General features: G+C 36.5%; 17 protein-coding genes. 16 read left to right on the top strand and 1 reads right to left on the bottom strand.

Annotated features, from left to right (window positions below; genetic code table 11):
- Positions 1-680 precede the first annotated feature (680 nt).
- The 5 genes from RE409_RS30240 to RE409_RS30260 all read left to right on the top strand — a co-directional run bounded on the left by RE409_RS30240 (position 681) and on the right by RE409_RS30260 (position 6,588).
- A complete protein-coding gene (locus RE409_RS30240; RefSeq protein WP_309559673.1) occupies positions 681-1,454 on the top strand; it encodes a ParA family protein in 774 nt (257 codons plus the stop codon).
- Positions 1,444-1,842 (top strand): hypothetical protein, encoded by a 399-nt coding sequence (locus RE409_RS30245; RefSeq protein WP_309559674.1) that lies wholly within the window; start codon positions 1,444-1,446, stop codon positions 1,840-1,842. Before RE409_RS30240 ends, RE409_RS30245 begins: the two co-directional genes overlap by 11 nt.
- 947 nt (positions 1,843-2,789) lie before the next feature.
- Complete coding sequence (locus RE409_RS30250) at positions 2,790-3,743, top strand: replication initiator protein A (protein WP_309559675.1); 954 nt, start codon at positions 2,790-2,792, stop codon at positions 3,741-3,743.
- A gap of 1,038 nt (positions 3,744-4,781) precedes the next feature.
- Positions 4,782-4,991: a helix-turn-helix domain-containing protein gene (locus RE409_RS30255; RefSeq protein WP_309559676.1), complete on the top strand. Its 210-nt coding sequence runs from the start codon at positions 4,782-4,784 to the stop codon at positions 4,989-4,991.
- Between the two features lie 961 nt (positions 4,992-5,952).
- Positions 5,953-6,588, top strand: coding sequence for a hypothetical protein (locus tag RE409_RS30260; RefSeq protein ID WP_309559677.1), 636 nt, complete (start codon positions 5,953-5,955; stop codon positions 6,586-6,588).
- 284 nt (positions 6,589-6,872) lie between these two features.
- Here RE409_RS30260 and RE409_RS30265 read toward each other — a convergent pair whose 3' ends face one another.
- Positions 6,873-7,316, bottom strand: coding sequence for a hypothetical protein (locus RE409_RS30265; protein WP_309559678.1), 444 nt, complete (start codon positions 7,314-7,316; stop codon positions 6,873-6,875).
- A gap of 1,239 nt (positions 7,317-8,555) precedes the next feature.
- Between RE409_RS30265 and RE409_RS30270 the strand changes: the two genes are divergently transcribed.
- From RE409_RS30270 to RE409_RS30320, 11 genes are read left to right on the top strand one after another with little or no spacing between them, the layout of a single operon-like run.
- On the top strand, positions 8,556-9,341 hold the full coding sequence (locus RE409_RS30270; protein ID WP_309559679.1) for a hypothetical protein: 786 nt from the start codon (positions 8,556-8,558) through the stop codon (positions 9,339-9,341).
- On the top strand, positions 9,286-11,427 hold the full coding sequence (locus RE409_RS30275; RefSeq protein WP_309559680.1) for a TraM recognition domain-containing protein: 2,142 nt from the start codon (positions 9,286-9,288) through the stop codon (positions 11,425-11,427). The genes RE409_RS30270 and RE409_RS30275 overlap by 56 nt, the downstream gene beginning before the upstream one ends.
- Positions 11,399-12,433 (top strand): conjugal transfer protein, encoded by a 1,035-nt coding sequence (locus RE409_RS30280; protein ID WP_309559681.1) that lies wholly within the window; start codon positions 11,399-11,401, stop codon positions 12,431-12,433. Before RE409_RS30275 ends, RE409_RS30280 begins: the two co-directional genes overlap by 29 nt.
- A 1-nt stretch (position 12,434) precedes the next feature.
- Positions 12,435-12,665, top strand: a complete 231-nt coding sequence (locus tag RE409_RS30285; RefSeq protein WP_309559682.1) for a TcpD family membrane protein — start codon at positions 12,435-12,437, stop codon at positions 12,663-12,665.
- Positions 12,662-13,066, top strand: a complete 405-nt coding sequence (locus RE409_RS30290; RefSeq protein WP_309559683.1) for a TcpE family conjugal transfer membrane protein — start codon at positions 12,662-12,664, stop codon at positions 13,064-13,066. Before RE409_RS30285 ends, RE409_RS30290 begins: the two co-directional genes overlap by 4 nt.
- Complete coding sequence (locus RE409_RS30295; protein WP_309559684.1) at positions 13,059-15,497, top strand: ATP-binding protein; 2,439 nt, start codon at positions 13,059-13,061, stop codon at positions 15,495-15,497. Before RE409_RS30290 ends, RE409_RS30295 begins: the two co-directional genes overlap by 8 nt.
- Positions 15,494-15,928 (top strand): hypothetical protein, encoded by a 435-nt coding sequence (locus tag RE409_RS30300; RefSeq protein WP_309559685.1) that lies wholly within the window; start codon positions 15,494-15,496, stop codon positions 15,926-15,928. Before RE409_RS30295 ends, RE409_RS30300 begins: the two co-directional genes overlap by 4 nt.
- Before the next feature lie 12 nt (positions 15,929-15,940).
- Complete coding sequence (locus tag RE409_RS30305) at positions 15,941-18,097, top strand: CD3337/EF1877 family mobilome membrane protein (protein WP_309559686.1); 2,157 nt, start codon at positions 15,941-15,943, stop codon at positions 18,095-18,097.
- Positions 18,094-19,167 (top strand): lysozyme family protein, encoded by a 1,074-nt coding sequence (locus RE409_RS30310; RefSeq protein ID WP_309559687.1) that lies wholly within the window; start codon positions 18,094-18,096, stop codon positions 19,165-19,167. Before RE409_RS30305 ends, RE409_RS30310 begins: the two co-directional genes overlap by 4 nt.
- Positions 19,168-19,189: 22 nt before the next feature.
- On the top strand, positions 19,190-19,687 hold the full coding sequence (locus tag RE409_RS30315) for a hypothetical protein (protein ID WP_309559688.1): 498 nt from the start codon (positions 19,190-19,192) through the stop codon (positions 19,685-19,687).
- A complete protein-coding gene (locus RE409_RS30320) occupies positions 19,684-19,938 on the top strand; it encodes a hypothetical protein (protein WP_309559689.1) in 255 nt (84 codons plus the stop codon). Before RE409_RS30315 ends, RE409_RS30320 begins: the two co-directional genes overlap by 4 nt.
- Positions 19,939-19,975 lie beyond the last annotated feature (37 nt).

Below are 19,975 nucleotides of genomic sequence, written 5' to 3' on the forward strand. Positions count from 1 at the left end.
TTTGTTGAAATATAGAAAATAAACTTCATTAATGGTTTGTTTAAACGACTTCACCGGAAGGGGGCGCATCCAGGCTTCAGATAAGGAGGAATGTTCGTTTATCTAATAGCAGCAGAAGCCATGCGCCGTTTGGAGGATGCAATACAGTAATTTTCAAGTGTATATTATTGTGTTTTTTCATTCTATCAATTAGTGTTTAACATTATTAGCGATTTTAATATGTTAAACACACAGTATAAATAGAAAACGTGTATATATGTATTAACATTTGATAAAAACAAGCCAGATTTACTATCAGTGTTTAGTTTACATAATATGGATTATTTACATTATTAAAGTAGAACGAAAGAGTACAGTTTTGAGTCAGATCCGTCATTAGACGGCTTTTAAATATCTAATTGCTTCGGCCTTAAACGGCCCGATAACCAACGGACTGTATGACTAGCGCCAACATTCCGTTGGTTCCTGTTCCATTTACGGCAAGCCGCCAGTTTTTTGTTCCTTCACATTAGTTTGTATGCGTTTTGTACACATATAAAAAAATAACCTTAATATCATTACAAAAAATTATTCATATTACATATTACTTATTATGTAATACTTATACTTAACAAGTTGACTCACTCGTATTCCATTTGTATAATCGTGGTAAATCTATTTTAATAAGGTGGTGTATCATTGTGGCGAAAGTTATTTCTGTTGGTATACAGAAAGGGGGTTGCGGAAAATCCACTACAGCAAGTATCTTAGTCTATCAACTTAGTCAGAAGCACAAAGTATTAGCTGTTGATATGGATGGACAAGGCAATCTAACGCAATTACTGACAGGCTCAGAAGACATCTTTGAGTTCGGTGGCACAACGGTTTATGATGCAATTCTTGCAGAAGATGCTACAGAGTACGTCTTGCAAATCAACCCCAATCTTCACATCCTTAGTGGCGATGAAAATGTAAATACACTCGCCCCTTACTTCCACGTTGAATTAAAAAATCAAGGGAAAGAATATCATTACGCGCTTAAGAATGCACTCGACAAAATTGCCGACAACTACGACTACATAATCATAGATAATCCCCCTGCATTGGGTGAATTATCTATCATTTCATTGACAGCAAGTGATTACGTTTTAATCATGTTTGAAACAAGTAAATTTTGCTATAGTTCATTAAGAAGTTACCTTAAGACAATTGAAGTTGTTAAAGATAGAGTTAATGGTGACTTAAAGATAGCAGGAATAGTGCGTAATTTAATCGATGGAAGAAGAAGCGATAACAAGTATTATTCGAATCTAGTCAAAAAAGAATATGGTGAATTGTGCTTAGATACAGTTATTAAACGCTCGGCTATCGTTGGTAAATTGCCAGCATTAGGATTTAAAGATAATAACGATATTAAGAAGATTATGAAAGAGTATCAACCACTAATTAAGGAGTTGATGAGTAATGTCATTTGAGGAAAGTTTAAAGAAGAAACAGAAGAAAGATGCAAGAGATGTTCTGATACCAGTAAGTAAAGCTGAACCAAGTCTTGTAACAAACAATGATAATACTAAACATAAAACAAGAGATGTAACACTTAAAAGTAATACAACTACTGAACAAGAAACCGAAACACTAATAAATAATAAGACAGTATTAGATGTAAAAGAAAACCTGTTAAGCAAGTATGAAGAAAAATCAAAGAAGCTGACAGTTGAAGAAACACATACAAGGTCTACATTCCTTTTCAGAAATGACTTATCGAAACGTCTAGATGAACTTGCTAAAGGGAAACGTGGATTCAAAACTATGTTTCTAAATGAAGCTATCGAATCTTTATTAGATGAATTAGAGAAGAAATAAAAATAATAAGGAGTGGTCTTAAGCAAGTATCAGGCATTATAAGTAGTTCTAAATAACACATTGAGAAGGTGCATACTGTACCTTTTTTTTCTTCATGTCTTTCTAAAACTTCTTAAAAATGTGTGTATAAAGTTATCCAATTTTTCAATCTTACATGTAGTCCAAGTTGTTAATAAATTTTACGGAAAGTTGATCTATTGAGAACTAAATAACAACATTACATAAGTGTGCTTATAGTAAGCACACTTATAACTTGTTTATCTGTTTCTTCATGATTACAACAAAATATTAAGTAATATGTAAACTCTAAGGTCACATCCTGTGACTTTAGAAGATTCATAGTATTACGTGTTACTTTTTCTTTTTCCGTTTTCATCGTTATATCTCCAATGACTATTATGGGAAGCTGATATGAATAAGATGCAAGAGGTGTTCTGATACCAGTAAGTAAAACTTAACCAAGTCTTAGTCTTGTAACAAACAATGATAATATTAAACATCAAAAGATGTAACATTTAAAAGTAATACAATTACTGAACAAGTAACTGAAATATTAATAAATAATAAGACAGTATTAGATGTATAAGAAAACCTGTTAAGAAAGTATAAGAAAAATCAAAGAAGCTGACAGTTGAAGAAACACATCTAAAATCAACGTCAAGCATTTCCTTGACATCAGCATTTAAATGGCATAATATTACCTTATAACCAATTCTCATCTTGTCTAATCTCGTAGAATAATGTTAGAATTATAGCAATTAAACAAAAAAACTACATAGAAATTGAAAACGCCCTAACCTTTTCAAACTTGGCGGAATGGAAGGTTAGAGCGCTCTGGAATTCGTATATTAAATCTATGAACTAATAATACCATAGGTATATATTTGGTGTAAATAGATTTGATATGTGAAATCCTGCCTTTTTTCTATACTGGGAGGATTTTTTTAATGCAAAAAATGCCAATAGCAACAACTAAAAGAAGGACAGTCAATGAACATCTACGCATAAAACACATTCAGATTCCAAAATTCTTGTACTACGTTTCCCCATACAAAGAGATGAGCAACAACGCCAAACAACTCTATGGTCTATTATTAGACAGAAATAATCTATCTATCAAAAATAACTGGTACGACAGCGAAGGCTGTATTTTTCAATACTATAGTGTTAAAACCATTATGGACATGCTTAATGTCTCTAATAAGACTGCAATCAAGCTTAAAAAGGAATTAGTCGAGATTGGTCTGATCGAAGAGGTAAGAAATGGCTGTAATCGCTCGAATAACATCTACATCCTAGACATCATGAATGAATCAGAATTTATGAATTATGTTTACGAAGTCGAATCCGAACAAGAGCAGGTTATTGTCTCGGAAGCCTCTTCGGAGAGCTCGAAAAGCTCCGGAAGGCTAGAGCCACAAGGAAGTGTAAAAAATACACTTTCGGAAGTGAAAAAATTACACACGAGTAATACTGAATTAACTAACACTGAACTAAATAATATATACAATAATATAGATTACATTGATGATGATAAGCGAACATCCCCTTCGGGAGATAGTTCAGCAATACATAACGAAGAAACTATTAATTTAACTATTAATTTGCTAAGAGAAGCTACTAAGAATGAATTATCAGACAGAAGCTTTAAGTCTGTAATTCGTAAAGTCGTAGACAAATATAATCAAGGCAAGGTACATAGTTTCAGAGATTATCTAGCAACGTCCCTAGCAAGGCATATTGAAGCGCTAGAGTTTCGTAAAGTTAAAGAAGGCGCTAAGTCAGCTTTGCAAGAATCTAAGCGCATGAGTCAAGCTGAGAGGTCTGAGGCAATACTTGAGCAAGCTGAATCAAAACAAATCAAGGATATTCCTTTCTATAACTGGTTGGAATGGAAATAAGCCTCAGGAGATATAACGATGAAAACGGAAAATGAAAAACTTATACATTATCTAGTTTAACTTTGCCAAAGCTACAAATTTTAGAACTAAATCAAGGCATATAACTTACCTCATCGGAAAAGGACATGATTGCGAAGCTGAGAGGCTTAAAGTTAGGGTATGGTGTTATTAACGTCCTATTTGAATACGTTATGATAAAAACTAACATGATATTGTCTTCTCCTTACGTTATGAATAGGTAGCCACTAGTCTAGAATGAATATGATTAAAACAGTTGAAGATGTAATGACATTCGCTTAGTCCAAACAAAGAAATATTAAGAATGGAATAGAGAACATCGTCTAAAGCAAGTTAAAACGATAACGCCAGTTGAAAGAACAAAATCCAAAGCCATTGAGGATGCTATTTTTCAAGGCATAAACGACAAATAACTTGGTGTATTTGTAAGGGAATTGTTCTCATAGCCCCAAAAGCCACTCTAAGTGATTCTAGGTTAACAAGGTATGTAGTCACCGAGTTGATTAAAAATCTGTGCGGGATAAATATGGAAGGTTGAATGGTATTCTGAACCACTACAACTAAATATTGTTATAAAAACATAAGTATGAAAGTATTACGTTGTTTGTAATATGTAATAGTAATATGGTTACATAGTTAGTAATTTTCCGAAAATGTCAAGGGTCCGGTTGACGAGTGGTTGTATTACCCATATAGATCGTGTGTGTAGATAGATGAAAATATGAAAATACTATCCAATAAAGTTGAAAATAACAACCATGAAAATCAGTGACACTCTTAATAAAATAGTAGAAAGCACATTAACACCAAATCTAACTCAAAAGCAGAAGGATTTGCTTAAATACGATCTTGAGGAATCAGTTACAAATTTGGGACTAGAAACTCAATTTAGTGGTTTTAAAATCTGTGAAGAAAAAGGTTATAATGAAGGATATAAGTAGGATAGCAACTGTATTTCGTGACCTTATCAGAGGCAGTGAAGTAGATGATATACAAAGCGAACAAGGAGGAAATTTTAAGTTGGGAATAAACTTAAATGACAGTACTATCATGGACATGGTAACAGCTTCTGAGCGCTACAACATACCAGTAGATACAATTAGATGGTGGCTCAAGAATAAGGATGCTGATTTGCCTACAGGAAGCTTTAGACGATTCGGTAGCAAGTGGATTGTTACAGAAGATTGTATGAACTATATCAAGACAAACAAATCATATAGTAAGAATTAGAGGATACTCCTGTATTTGATCTGATCTAACTGATACATGAAGAAAAGCTACTAAAAAGGATGGGATTAGAAGTCAAGTTAACGATTGATACATACTCTTATCGTTTTGACGTTCTTAGGATGACTCCTGTATGGTATCACGGTCGGAAATCAACTAGGATTTATCGTATCTCTTACTGCTGAACTTGTTGGATGTACCTTAATACTATGGAATTATGCAACGAATAAACGTCCCAAACAAGATGATTTTTCTGATAATTAGGGTACATATCTACAACAGTGAGGATGCTGAAAAGTATCCTTTTTCTTATTAGAGATTCCACTCAATCACCCTGCTTTGGGAGTATTAGTATGTATTTTACTAACTCACCTGTCTAATCGGAGATTGATTAAAAATTGTAGTTTATGTACATTTAAAACTCCTTTCTGAAAAGGAATGTTAATTTTGTATGTGCTTCTTCAACTGTCAGCTTCTTTGATTTTTCTTTATACTTGCTAAACAGGTTTTCTTTAGGATACGGTAGTTTAATCGGCAAACCAAACGGAACGATAGTGGAGTGCGGTAGTAATGGAAGACCACTACATAATATTACTATATGGGGTTCTAAAATTAAAACGCGTTTTTATAGTATATGAGATAAAGTTAAAATTAAAGTGAAGTGCATTAAGAGCCTGGAACGGAAACTGCTTCAGGCATTCTTTTTCTTTTTGGGAAAAGTCGGGATTCCTTTTTTTTCTGAATGAGCGAGAATTTTTTTTAATAATTCTTTGCCTTCTTCTTTAGTCATGTTCACTTTTTGTTTAGCCATGATCCATACTCCTTTTTATGTAATTTGATTGTACAAGCATGGCCGAAATTCAGAATTATTAAACATCTCCCTTTCTTCTGGAATAGTTCATATTTCAGGTTCATATGGATAGTGTACATAGGGTATTTTCACTTTTGGGAGGGGAAAGGGCTTATGAAAGAGGGAAGCCAGACAACAAAAAGAAAAGTTCGGTCAGATAAAAAAAGGGATATCAAACCAACAATCTCACAATCTTTACATGAATGTGTTCATAATCTATCCTATATTTTGAATCAGCCTGTGAAGGATATAGGGGAAAAAATAATAATGGCAGCTTTCAATTCCAGGGAATGCATTGAGGGCTTGTCCATGTACTTCAAAAGAGACTACAGGCACGATAATACGATTTTTAGAGGTGATCTTGAAGCAGAGGTAATCCAGAAGAGGAATATCATTCAGAAGGAAAGGCTTCATTTAAGATTCAAAGCTTGCGAACATGAAAGAATTTCAGCCTTGGCTTATTCAATGGATTGTAGCGTCAGTTTAGCCACAACTATGCTGCTGATTGCTGGTATTAGAAATCATGACGTCTTTATTCAAATGGTGGATTCAGAGGTAATTCGTTTACTTGATCCTGGAAGGCAAAAAAGTTTAAAGATGATTCAGAAATATATTTCTAAACTGAATGATCAGCACATTTCACTTTTTTCTGTAATTTCATATGTAGCTCATGAAGTAGTGGACACTACGAAAACCATGCACGAAAAAGTTAATGATTGGATAGATGCAAATATAAAAAATATTGAATGAAAAATTGATATCAATATCAATTTGAATCTTACAAGCTAGCAAACCCTTGCTACATCAAGGTTGTATAAATTTCTGAATAAACGATAAAAAAAGATTAAGAGCCAAACCCCTTATACACATGGGTTTGGCTTTTTTAGCTACTTCCTTAAATTAGCATTATATTAAATAAGAGTTTTATATAAAATATGAATTTAGTAAGAAAGCGAAAAGACTACCTCTTTCTCAACAAGGTAGTCTTTTCATAGAGACTATATAAAGTCGAACTGTTCTTTTTGATTTGGTAATTATCCTATTACCCAAGCATTTCCGGTTGCCGGAGGATCTTGATGAATATCCTCGTCTTCGACTTCAATAAGATCGTCATGACGGAAGAACATGGTTGGTTCATGCATTAGATCACTTGTTCTTTTACCGACGAACGATAATTCAAGTTTCTCTGCATCTTCATCCAAGTCTCCTTTAGCAAAAAAACGAAGGATAGCATCTGGTTGAACAATAAGAAAATTTATTCTAAAACAGCTATTGTTAGGGATGTTAATAGGACCAGAAGGAAAAGTAGTTTCAGTTGTGGAGTTAGGAGGACAAACATCACCAAATAATTCTATTGTGAAATTTTTGGTAGTTGGATTTTTAATTGAAACAGCAACTACGTTTGGGGGTCCACCAGCAGGATCACCTGTTATTCGACCGGGAACCCTCATTGGTCCTGTTGTAAGAATATCTGCCAAATTAAAACACCTCCTTAATGTTAACATTCTATAGTAAATGCAATGTAAAGGTAATTTGTATAAGACAAACTGTCTAATCTATTAGACTATTTTTCGTCATTTCAAATGATTGCATAAAAACAGCAGGTGAAATCATCCATTGTGATCCTTACCATGCACGAAAAAGTGAATGGTTGGATAGATACAAATATCAAAAATATCGAGTGAAATTGATAACGATATTAATATTAATTTTTGGCTGAATTGATTGCTTCAGTCTTTTTTTTATGCGAAAAAATATTCAATGTGTAACCTCCTTGAAAACTGAATGTTCCATTATGGTTACTTACAGTTTTATAAAGATAGAAAATTTTTTCATACGGTCCAGAATCAAAAAAGTAAAAGGCTGCTGAATTTTAGAAAGTTGTTTTTTCGTATGGATCAGGAAGTTAAATAGAAAATTAGGACAAGCAAAATGAAAGGTCAGTCGATTAGGAAATTTTACCTGTTTTGGAAAACCTCCTTGAAAAGAAGAAGAATAAGAAGTAAGATAAAAGTACAAACAAAAACCGTAAATGAAATAATAACCAAAAGAGAAATAAAAAGTAAATTGCGTTACGGTTTTATTTACGGTTTTAAAAACTCAAAACCCTTATATGGTGGGGGTCACTGGCCCAAATGTATCTCGTGGGCAAATAGAAGACCTCATACCCCCAACGTACTACGTACTTTTGGTGTTATGAGGTCTTCTATTACTTCGATAAATGTGGGCCAGGGACAAGATAAGTGTTTGGGGTGGGAGAGGTTAAGAAAGAGATAAGGGAGAGGTAAGGATAAGAGATAAGAGATAAGGGATAAGAGATAAGTTCAAGAGATAAGAGATAAGGTCAAAGGATAAGTTCAAGATCAAGTTCAAGGGATGAGGTCAAGTTCAAGAGATTGGGTTTGGTTGAATTTTAGGGAGGTGATGGGATTCCAGGAGTGAGTAGGAAGAATGTATATTTTGGATTTTTGTTGAATAAATATTCGGCTTCTGGGAGGGGTGAAGTTAATTAATTTTAGAGTGTTTATACCAATGTTAGGATTGATTGGATTTGCGTATTCAGTTGTATTCTATATTGCGGTTCTGTTTATAAAGTTGTTGGTGTTTCTAATTGCAAAGTTATTTACGCTTTTTGTGTATATAGTTGCATGGGTATTTGGTAGAATTTTTAGAAAGCAGGTGAACATTAATTAAGAAGAAAGAGGTCGATTGATTAAATGGTGATTAAGTATAGCGCACTTAAAGAAAAAGATATTAATTATCTAAAATTCATTTTGAAATCCGGGACAGTGACAGCACAGCAGATTTTTTTAAAGTTCCAGGAGAATAATATCTACGCTGTTTACCGCAGATTAAGGAAATTGAAGGAGCGCGGCTTTGTCAGGCATGAAATGTTAGCTCATAAAGTTGGGGTATATATCGGAACCACAGAAGCCAGGGATCTTGTTGAAGTTGATGTAACAGTACCAGCAAAACTATCGTTATACACCATTAAACATGAGCTATTATTAACGGATTTGGCTTTGTATTATGAGTTTTTCACCAAAAAAAAGGGTTTGGAATTTGCTTATAAATCTGAAAGAGAAATCAGATATGAAGCAATTGGGGAAGGCGATAATGCTTCAAAGTTGAAAAAGTATAACGAAAATAGGGAGAGGATACCTGATTCTATCTTCTATATAAGGGGAAATGGTACCACTCAAAAAATCTGGATAGAGCTTGAAATAAATAAGAAGGAACAAAAACGATATGACGAAAAGTTCAAGGAAGTTTTTGAACCTGCTTTATCCAGCGGTGATTATGCAGCGGTTTGGTACTTTGCAAACTCCACAAAAATTAAAAATGGAGTGGTAACGGCTAAAAACAAGCTTCTCAATGGCGATAAAATCAAGGTTTACGATATTCCCGAAGTCATTTTAAAAGACAAATGGGAAGAGGTGTTGCCAAATGGAGCAACAAATGGAAAAACCACAGGGGAAGGGGACAGCGGACCAGGAAATTGAACAATTAGTTTTATGGGGTGTAGGAATTATTGCAGGAGCCTTCTTCATTATTCCTATGATCCTAGCCATGATAGGAGTTGCAGTCCTGAAAGCCTTAAAAAAAGAATCCATTTCCCACTATATAGGTATAGCGGGCGCACTGATTCTAATTTTTCAAGCTTTAACAGGAAAAATATTAAGTTATTTAGCCATTTTTAAAGAAATGAATGTACCGTATGTTGTCCCAGCCATTGAAAAGTTGTCGCACAAGCCACTAGAAATGAATTTTTCATCTTATCTTAGTGTATTGGCTCTTTCAATGGTTTTTATTATGGCCTTTTCCGTACTTGGTAAGTATTTCTGGAAGCATTCTGTTAAATCAAAGCAAACAGAAATTAAAAAACAGAAAGAGGAAAGCAAGTATGTTTCCTTCAGAAAAAACCGCCTGAAGTTCCTTGATAAACAGCAAAAGAAATACAGGGAGAGCGATTCCAAAGATACTTTTATAGGATATTCGGAATTTAAAGAGCGGGTGGAGCTTTCAGGAAATGAATTTAACTACCATATGTTAGCTGTAGGGGGCACAGGGACAGGGAAAACCACTTTGTTAGCTTCAGTTATGGAAGGAGCTTTAAAAAACGATAAGCCAATCATATTTGTCGATGGAAAAGGCGAATATGCAGCCATGCAGGAGTTTAAAAAGTTTTGTGAAGCATACGGCAAAAAGGTTTATATGTTCTCTGAAGTCGATTCATACACCTACAATCCTATAAAACATGGTACTCCGACAGAAATACGCGACAAAATAATGAATCTTTTTGAATGGAGCGAACCATATTATAAAAATTTCAGTTCTCGCTACCTTCAATTAGTTGTGAAGCTGCTAGATGAAACAGGAACCAAGAGAGAGCTTCAAAACGTTTATAAGCTTACAGGCCTTGAAGTTTTCAAGTTTTTTCAATCTTTTGAAAAAACAAAGGAAATTGAGGTAGAAGTGGAGGTCGAAAGAGTAGAAGAAATTCCAGAGGATCAGCCAGAAGAAAATACAGATTCTAGCCAGGAAGAAGACCAATTAGCTTCCCTGGGACTGATTCCAGAGCCAGAACAGGAAGCAAAACAGGCGGAAATCACCCAGGAAGACGAATTCGCAAGCCTTTTCGGTTCTATACCGCCAGAAACAGAAGAAACGCCAGAAGAAACCCCGAAAAAAAGGGAAAAGGCAGCGGTAAAAACCAAAAAGAAAAAATCCGAAAAGAAAAAAACTAGAAAAGTGAAGGTTATGGAGATTCAAAAGAAGACAGTCAAATATTTAGACGATAACCTTCAGGAACTAAAAGATATTTTTGTCTCAATCCTTGCGGATGAAGAAGCGGAACGATGCCTGACAGGGTTAAAAAACCAGCTTGGAGAGCTACTTGAAAGTGATTTAGGCCATTTATTTGTAAGTTCTAATAAGGAAATTGATTTAAGACAGATAACGGATGAGGGAAATGTAGTGATTTTTAGCATATCCGGCAGCCGTTACAGGGAGTACATTAAAAAGCTCGGCAAGATCATTATTTTAGATGTAAATAGCCTGGTAGCATACCGTCAATCCAATGGTATGAAGCGAACACTCACTATATATGATGAATTTTCAGCTTATGGAAACAGTGAAATTGTGGATCTTGTGAATAAATCAAGGTCAGCGGGTTTTGAATGTATCATTTCAACGCAATCACTAGCAGATATTGACGCGGTAGAGCCATTTCTTACTAATCGTATTATTTCCAATTGCGGTATTTTGGCAACAGGTCGTGTTGATGCTGAAGACGCGGAAAAGCTCGCAAGCCAGTTCGGAACCTTTGAAGACCAAGAAATCACTTCACAGGTCGAGAAAAAACACAATTTGCGCCAGGTTTACAGCGAAATGGGTACAGTGAGAGGGGTTGAAAGGTTCATAGCGCATCCAAACACTATAAAAAATTTACAGGTTGGTGAGATATTCATTAAAAGAAAAATGAAAGAAGAAAAGGCGGGCACGTATACGCGCAGGGTTTATGTAAGAAACGCCTTAAATTTAGGGGGGATTAAACAAAGTGAAAATACCCGAAGCGTTCAAAAGTAAATTCAAAGTTGGGAAAACCAAGATGTTAAAGCAAGAAAGGAAGCTAAAAAAGAATAAGGCCGGAACCATTGTAGTTGGTGGATTTTATGTAGTATTGGCGGCAACGATTTTTCTTTCCTTTTCATCATTCACAAGGACAGGATTTATAAATGAAAAGCTTAATGGGTTTCAAAGTGAAGCAAAAGCACAGATGAAAGACATTAATCAATCGGCCTTTGTTTCTTCTCCAGCTGGTGAAGATTATGCAGAAAGGTTTGTAAAAGACTATATAGCCATTCCGACAGATAAGGAGGGCCGGGAGCAGCGGAAAGAAAAGCTTCAGAATTACTTTGCTGAAGGATTATCAATGGATCGGGTGGAAAATCTAGCAGACTTCAAAGGGAAGCGGGTTTTAAAGGATATAAAGCTTTATAAAATCGAGAACGTGAAGGCAGAATCAGCGGAATTACTTTTCAGAATCAGCTATGAAGTTATTAATATCAAGGAAGTTAAAAAAATTGAAAAGAAAGGCAAAAAGAAAACAGAAGTTATAGAGCAGCAGGAACAGCAGCCAATCAAAAAAGAAATGCTTATAGCCGTACCGCTTGGAACAAACGGTGAAACGTTCAATGTAATAGAGCAGCCATACTTTGAAGCAATACCAACAGGAAGCAAGCTTGCAGCGGTTAAGGATCAAGGGACCAGAACAAAACAAGATTTTAAGAGAACAGAAGAAATAAAGGATTTTACCGTTCAATTCCTTACTTCTTATACGGAAAACACAAAAGAAGAAATGGCTTACTTGATGGAAAAGCCGGAAAGCTTGAAAGGGTTATATCAGTACAAGGGTTTGCAAGAAATAACGGTATATAAAGCCGGAAAAGGAAAATGGGATGTAAAGGCTTTGGTGGAACTAAAAGAGCAGGAAAGCGGCTTAGTGGTTAAACAGCCTATGACACTGACTCTTTCCATGCAGAATGAAAAATATTTTGTAGAAAATCTAAAACAAACACTAGGAGGAAAATAATATGCCAGATTTAACAGGATTTACGGATTATGCTTCAGCACAAATTGCAGCGGTGATTTTAATTATTTGTTTCGTTTCATTGGTCAGAGCGTTTATTTCTCAAAGATGGGGAGCTTTCTTTTCAAGTTTGATTTTCGGGATTGTTTGCTGGGTAGTAGTTGCTAATCCAGGAGAATTTGAAGACTTAGCAAGTTCTGTTTGGGGGCTAATTACAAGCGGTGGTTTATCGTGAGGGAAAAAGCTCGCTGTTATAGGAAGTTATGGAAAAAGCCAATAACCATACACAAGCTTGGAAAAGGCGATATGGCATTGACTTTCTCCAAAGGAATTGAGGTGCGACAGATTCTTGTCGCTCTTCTCATTTTAAGCGTGATTGCGATATTTCACAAATCAATAAATTCTATTATTCCTTTCCAATTTCAAGTAGTTGTATACGGTCTAGTTCCTTGGATGTTAGCAGGGTGGATATGTAAACAGAATGTGAATGGAAAGCGGTTAGATCGTTTCTTTTTAGGATACTTCAAATTCCTTTATAACAGGCGGTACAGCTACAGCAACAATAAAGCGGTGTATCAGCCACAAATGAAGAAAAAGCAATCATACGGACAATATGAGGTGAAAATAAATGATTAAATTCCCGATTGAACATATGAAAGCAAATATTTTTTTTACCAAAGACAATAACGCCTGGGCCTATTACAAAATAGGTGAAAATTCTATAGGGATTAACGATAGGGAGCAGGAAGACAAGTTGATCCATAGTTTAAATAAATTATCATGGCAGCTTTCCTCTTTTGAGGAAATTGACTATAAAATCATTCCCTTCCCAATTGATATTTCAAAAAAGATAGATGACATAAGCGGGAGATATGAGGGGCAATACGCTGAAATTGGACGATATTACGCAAATAGAGCCAAAGATATTTTGGCAGATGAAGTAAAAGACGCGGTGGAATACAAATTTTTTATAGGCGTGAAGCTAAAAGAGGAAAATTTAAGTGATGAAGGGCCAATGCAGGAAGTTTTTAAAGCTTTTAAAGGGATAAACCAGACCATTAAACATCTTACAGGAGCGGGCGCAGGCTTTGACGTCCAGGAAGCCGAAAAGAAGTTCAAATCAAATGAAGAAGAAGCTTTTTCAGAAATCAGCGCATATTTAGGAGCGTACCGCCTGACAGAAGAAGAAATGCGGTATATGGTGCGTTATCAGTTCATGAGGGGCAATGGAAGACCGGAGCCAAAACAAGGCTTATATAGCCTTACTGAAGGTATTTTGGACCCAAAGGAAGCGGGATTCCTGAAAATTGAGCAAATAGAAAAAGAATCATATTGCGCTTTCCTTCCCATTTCAGAATTGCCAATTGATCTTTTATATTCTTCCTGGGCACATTCATTCCAGGCTTTCAGCTTCCCTGTTGAAATGAATATAAGAGCGGTATATAAGGGACGGGAGCCGGATTATAAAGAAACCAACAAAATGAAAAAGCGGTTCAGGGAACAAGATGCACAGCTTATAGAAGCGAATGAAGATGAAGATACATTAATTAGCCAGGGCCGCGTTCTCCTATATGAGCTTGAAAACGATATTAAGAACCAAAATAAACCGTTAATAAGAACACACGCTCAATTTGTTGTCTATGGTTCAACTAAGGAACAATGCAGAGCGCGGGCAAAATCAATCATTAAACGATATGAAGACCAATCTTTAGAGGTTGTGCAGCCTTTAGCGGATCAGTTGCTTTTATTTCACCAAGCTATACCAGGAGCGGAGATTGTGGCGAATGATTGGGAACAGCTTTTAACGCCAGAATCATTTGCAGAATCTTTATTCTCACTCACTAGGAAAATAGGAAATCACACGGGATTCTATCTAGGCCGTGATATTTCACTACCAGGGGAAAGGTTAGAAAATTCAAAACAGTTAGTTTTCTTTGATCCATTCATAGCGCGCCTGGGAGTGAAAGGGAGTAAATATTCTTCCCCTCATTCCACTTTAAGCGGACCCACAGGAATGGGGAAATCTTACTTGCTGAAACTTATCATACTTAATGCGCTATTCATGGGGGCAAAGGTACTTATTACAGACCCTAAAAATGAAATTGAAAAAGCGTTCAAGAAATTAGCCAAAGGGGATGACCCTTTCAGCCAGATAGTGAATTCGTTCAACTTCATTACATTTTCAGCTGATAAACAGGATGCAGGAAAGCTTGACCCGCTTACATTCTTGGAGAAAGAGGAAGCACAGGACACGGCACTTTCTATTCTTGAATACTTGGCAGAAATCAAAGGTGATGAAAGGGAAATTAAAACAGCCATTTCAGAAGCGGTAAGAACGGTTGTAAAAGAAGAAAGTAAGCCGGGATTGCTGAAAGTAGTCAAACGATTACAAGCAGATCCATTGGAAGCCGTTAAGCATGTCGGGAATTACCTTTATGAAATCGGCACAAACGGCACAGCAAAGCTTCTTTTCTCGGATGGGAACGTAAAAGGGATAAACCTTTCCGAACAAGTAAACATCCTTCAGATTCAGAATTTAACACTTCCAGGTGAAGGGGAAAAACCTTCAAACCGTGATGAACATATAGCGGTGGCCTTAATGATTCCGCTTGCCAAGTTCGCGGCAAAGTTCGCCAGGGATGACAGCCAAACGAAATTAACCATATTTGAAGAAGCCTGGATGCTTACAAGCACAGGACAAGGGCACAAGCTCATTAAAGAAATGTTAAGGACGGGCCGCTCGTTAAAGTCTTCTGTATACCTTGTAACGCAATCTATATCGGATTATAACAAAGCGGATATCAAAGAAAATATCGGTACAAAATTCGCTTTCAAAGCCAAAACAGCAGAAGAAGCGGGCCATATCATTGAATACCTGGGATTAGAGGACAACAAAGCCAACAGGGATATGCTGAAGAACCTCACAGAAGGCGAATGTATCATGGAAGACATTTACGGAAGGACAGCCAAAATTAAAGCGGACGTTCTTTTCTCGGAATGGGTGCAAGCCTTCAATACAAAGGATGATAAAAACAATACAGCAGAATTGGAGGAAGCTTTCATATGAATTTGATCAAATTTTTAACAGTAGTTTTGTTTTTCGGTGTTCTGGTAGGTTGCGGACAACAGCAGCCGCCAGAGCAAGTTGTAAATACCGCTTACCAATGGGAAAAAGCTTATATGGACCGTGATTATGAAGCCAAACAAGAGCTTTTATATGAGGATGGGACATACGACATAAAAAAGACCGCTCAAAAGAAAGATTCAGGACTAAAAAGCGAAAATATCCGTTATGAAGTCTATTTTGATAAAGAACTTGATTGGTATTACGTCTTTACAACATATAAAAACCCAGGGCATGGAACCAAGGTTAGTAATGATTTAGTTATCCGGGAAAAAGATTCAGATTGGAAAATAGACATGGAAGCCAGCGAAGATATTTCCAAAGAGGATATTGAGGGAAAATTCGATCAGGTCGCTTGTATAAACTGTAAATAAAGGGAGGAAATCATGAAATTTAAAAGAGTATTATTACTTTGCTTTTCAATCTTATGTATTTTGCTTCCCGCTTCAGTTTCAGCGGATGATCCAGCAGTAAAAGTAAAAGAGAACGAGGAATATATAGGACGGGTTTTACTAGATGATAAGAAATATCCGCTAAGTCATTACAAAGTGGAAACACAGACAGGTGACAGCTTCCTTTCATCAGGTGATAAGGCTTTAGCTGGTTTAAATAATGGGTTATGGAGCATTAACAAACAAATTGCTAAATTTACTATTTTTGCAGTAGAGCAGCTCATGACATTTGATTTATTTTCTAAAGTATCGGAGCATGTAGCCATTATGAGTGAGCGGATATTTGAAACTGTTTCAGGGATATTCCTCACTCTATTTGTAACCATAGCGGGCGGTGTAGCTGCTTATAGATATTTTGTTAATCAGCAAGTCGCAGGAGCGGTTAAAGCGTTTATAGGGGTTCTTTTGGTCCTTACAGCGAATTTATGGTTTTTCAGTGATGTTGAGAAAAATGTTACTTGGATCAATGAGGTAAGCGCAGATATTGAAGGGGCCGCAAGTTCTACAAATGTTTTTTTAACATCAGATGAATTTAACAGCAATGAACCGGCAGACAAACAGGAAGGAACAGCCGTTTTAAGAAATCAGCTTTTCGATTTAATGGTAAAGAAACCTTACTTGCTGCTTAATTACGGAACTACAAACGAAAATAAGGTTGTAAAAGAAGAGCCCGAAAGAATCAATGAATTGTTAGCCGTTAAGCCATATGCAGAGGAAGCAAAGGAAAAAAGGGAAAAAATCGTTAAAGAAGAAGTTGAAACCATTGGAAATATTCATATGTCCGCTGATTATAGCGCGGAAAGGTTCGGCCAGGTGCTTTTAACTATTGTTTCTACTATAGCCGTATCTATTCCAGTACTTATAATGGCAGGGTGTAAATTCATACTTCAGCTTTTTTTCCTAACAGCCGTGATATTTACGGGAATACCGCTCATTATCTCCTTAATTCCTTCTTATGCAGGGAAAGCAGCTTCACATTTTAAATTGATTGTATCTTTAATCATTCATAAAGCAGCTTTAGTTCTATTTATTGCCGTTGCAACAGGGATTGCTACATTAATTTATGAATCAGTCAAAGTTACGGACGGTATAGAAGGGTTTATGCTGATAGTTTTTATTCAAGTCTTGACTATGTGGGCCATTTTCAAATACAGAAATGAAATTTTGGAAGTTGCTTCAGTTGGTATGATTCAAGGCAATACCGCAGCTGGAAGGATTCAGCAATCAGCCATGTACGCGGCTACAGATACCGCTTCAAAAGGTTTGGGATTAGCGAAAAGGGTAACAGCTGAAAGTTTCCAAATGGGTGAGAAGGCCAGGAATAGAATGGGGAGCATGGAAAGCGCAGGAGTTAAAGAAAGTGAAAAACGTGAGAAAGTGCCAGCAGTTACCATTATTGACGGTCAAGGCGGCCAGGGATCAAAACCTTCTTCAAAAAGAGCTGCAGGAGTATTTGATATGCAAAGTGTATACAGGAGTGAAGGCAGCCAGCGCAAAAAATTAAATAGTAATGGATATTATTTGGATCAAGGCGAAAAAGGCCCAGACGGTCCAAACGAGAGCAAAGAAAGGGCCGGAGTAGTATCACTATCAAAATATAGAGAACAAAGCACAGGAAGCGGACAGGAGCCACAAAGACAAGAGAATCAAGCAGCCAGGGAACAGCAAGCGGAAAAAGAAAGTGTCTCCGCTTATAGACAAGTTGAAAATCAACAAAATGATTCTATTTCCAGACAAGACAATCAGTCAGCCGGGGTACAGCAAGCAGAAAAAGATAATGTTTCAGCTCATAGACAAGTTGAAAGTATGCAAAATGATTATTTTTCAAGCCTAGCCAATTCAATACCGCCTGAAAGCGAAGCTTCCGGGTTTTATATGAACAGCAGCACGCCAAATTATGAAAATGTATCAAGTTTTAGACAGCCAGAACGAAAAAGAGAACAAGAACAACAAAAATGGCCAGAAATGGGGCGTAGAAGCAAAGAAGCCTATCCAGAAGCTAAAGGGTTAAGTCAAAAAGAAACAGCCGTTACAAGCGAAGCTAGAAGGCCAAATTTCAGGAATGAAGCGAAAAGGATTAAATCAGAATGAGTCAGCTTGCAAATGTAGCGAAAAATACAGCAAAGACCGCAATTAAAGGGGCTTTGCTGAAAAATCCTTATACTTGGCTGGTTATAGCAATCGGCCTTTTCTTGGCCGGGTTGGTTGCTATAGTTGCCTTGTATTTAATGGCTTACAGTAACGAGGATGGCGCAGAAAGTAACATGAGCGAGGAATTTATACCAGGGGGAACAGCTCAAATTTCCCCGGAGGTTTTAAGATATGAGCCGCTTGTCAGGAAATACGCGTTACAAAATGGAGTAGAAGAACATGTTCCTTTGCTATTAGCGAAGATCCAGCAGGAATCCGGGGGAAGGTTGCCGGACGTTATGCAATCAAGCGAAAGCCTGGGATTACCAAGGAATACAATCATGGACCCGGAATACAGCATAAAGGTTGGTGTGGCCTATTTTGCAGGGATTATAAAACAAACTAAAGGCGATATAAAACTAGCTTTACAGAGTTATAACTTCGGAACAGGCTTTATAGATTACGCCTTAAAGCGTGGTGGTTATTCAAAAGCGGTTGCCATAGAATTTTCAAATATGATGGCTGCAAAGCAAGGCTGGGATAGTTACGGTGATGTTAATTATGTTGAAAACGTCTTACGTTATATGCCCAATACAAACTCTATACCTGTAAATGCCAAAGGTTTTCTACTTCCTATGAATCAAGTCTCTATTACTTCACAGTTCGGAATGAGGGTTAATCCGGTTACAGGGGTTTATAAATTACATGCGGGTACTGACTTTGCTTGTAATCGTGGGGACGCGATTTATGCAACAAAAGAAGGGAAAGTCACTAGTGCGGGTTGGCAAAACCCAGGAAATCATAACGCTGGTTATGGTCAAAGGGTTAATATTCAGCACGGAAGCAATTTAGAAACCCTTTACGCTCATTTATCCGCTATTCATGTAAAGCCAGGGCAACAGGTTAAAGCGGGCCAACAGATAGGAGCTTGCGGAACGACAGGTAGCAGCACGGGAAACCATTTACATTTTGAAATTGCTATGAGTGGTAAAAAGGTTGACCCATTGCCATATGTCAGCAGCGGTAAATAAAAAAGGGGGGGCGGTGTCAATCATGAAAAAAAATCTAATATTGATTGGTCTTGTATTGTTTGGCTTAATTACTTTCTATGTATCTAGCTTACAAACGCAGCTAGCCGAAGCTACTTCTTTAAAACAAAATTACCAGGATGAAATCAAAAAGCTTTCTACATACAAAGAGGATGAAGCCAAAAAAGCAAATAAAGCCTTCCTGAAGTATTTTTTCAACTATGAGAACGTAAAGGAACGAAACAAGGAAATAAAGCCGCTAATGACGGACCAGGCTTTCCAAAAGGTCAATTATGAAGGAGATTCAGAAGCGGAAGTACATGTTTCCACTTCAAACATTAAAAGCTATGAGTACAGGGAAGACAAAACAACAGCTGAATATATCACAGAACTGGATATGAAAGTCAGCTATGACGGTGTAAGTAGCAAGGAACAAACAATGATAAAAACAGAATGGATTTTCGTTGAGGGTGAAGGCTGGAAGGTGGATCATGTAGAAATGATTGGAGGGGTACAAGAATGAAAGAAAAATTGTTTAATAGGGTTTTAGAACGCATGGAAAAAAGGTCTCAAAACGCTGGGAAATACCAGAAAGTATGGCTTTATGTATTATATGGATACCTTGCTTTATGTTTATTTTTTTTCATACTTCATAAGGTAGCTATCTTTCTAGTTTTCATGCCGTTAGGGGTAATTTTATATTTACTTTATGTTCAGGGGAACAAAAGCTATAAAAAAAGGACAGAAAAGATACTAAAAAAGTATAAAAATTAAACCTTTCCGGCTTTTGAAAAAGCCTAGCCAAAACTTT

It is taken from the genome of Peribacillus sp. R9-11, from assembly GCF_031345095.1.
In the GTDB taxonomy this organism is placed as follows: domain Bacteria; phylum Bacillota; class Bacilli; order Bacillales; family DSM-1321; genus Peribacillus; species Peribacillus butanolivorans.

Excerpts from the sequence above, each read along its gene's own strand:
- RE409_RS30300 (WP_309559685.1), top strand. The coding sequence starts at position 15,494 with ATGAATTTGATCAAATTTTTAACAGTAGTTTTGTTTTTCGGTGTTCTG.
- RE409_RS30250 (WP_309559675.1), top strand. The coding sequence starts at position 2,790 with ATGCAAAAAATGCCAATAGCAACAACTAAAAGAAGGACAGTCAATGAA.
- RE409_RS30310 (WP_309559687.1), top strand. The coding sequence starts at position 18,094 with ATGAGTCAGCTTGCAAATGTAGCGAAAAATACAGCAAAGACCGCAATT.
- RE409_RS30275 (WP_309559680.1), top strand. The coding sequence starts at position 9,286 with ATGGAGCAACAAATGGAAAAACCACAGGGGAAGGGGACAGCGGACCAG.
- RE409_RS30260 (WP_309559677.1), top strand. The coding sequence starts at position 5,953 with ATGAAAGAGGGAAGCCAGACAACAAAAAGAAAAGTTCGGTCAGATAAA.
- RE409_RS30295 (WP_309559684.1), top strand. The coding sequence starts at position 13,059 with ATGATTAAATTCCCGATTGAACATATGAAAGCAAATATTTTTTTTACC.
- RE409_RS30245 (WP_309559674.1), top strand. The coding sequence starts at position 1,444 with ATGTCATTTGAGGAAAGTTTAAAGAAGAAACAGAAGAAAGATGCAAGA.
- RE409_RS30320 (WP_309559689.1), top strand. The coding sequence starts at position 19,684 with ATGAAAGAAAAATTGTTTAATAGGGTTTTAGAACGCATGGAAAAAAGG.
- RE409_RS30270 (WP_309559679.1), top strand. The coding sequence starts at position 8,556 with ATGGTGATTAAGTATAGCGCACTTAAAGAAAAAGATATTAATTATCTA.
- RE409_RS30285 (WP_309559682.1), top strand. The coding sequence starts at position 12,435 with ATGCCAGATTTAACAGGATTTACGGATTATGCTTCAGCACAAATTGCA.
- RE409_RS30315 (WP_309559688.1), top strand. The coding sequence starts at position 19,190 with ATGAAAAAAAATCTAATATTGATTGGTCTTGTATTGTTTGGCTTAATT.
- RE409_RS30305 (WP_309559686.1), top strand. The coding sequence starts at position 15,941 with ATGAAATTTAAAAGAGTATTATTACTTTGCTTTTCAATCTTATGTATT.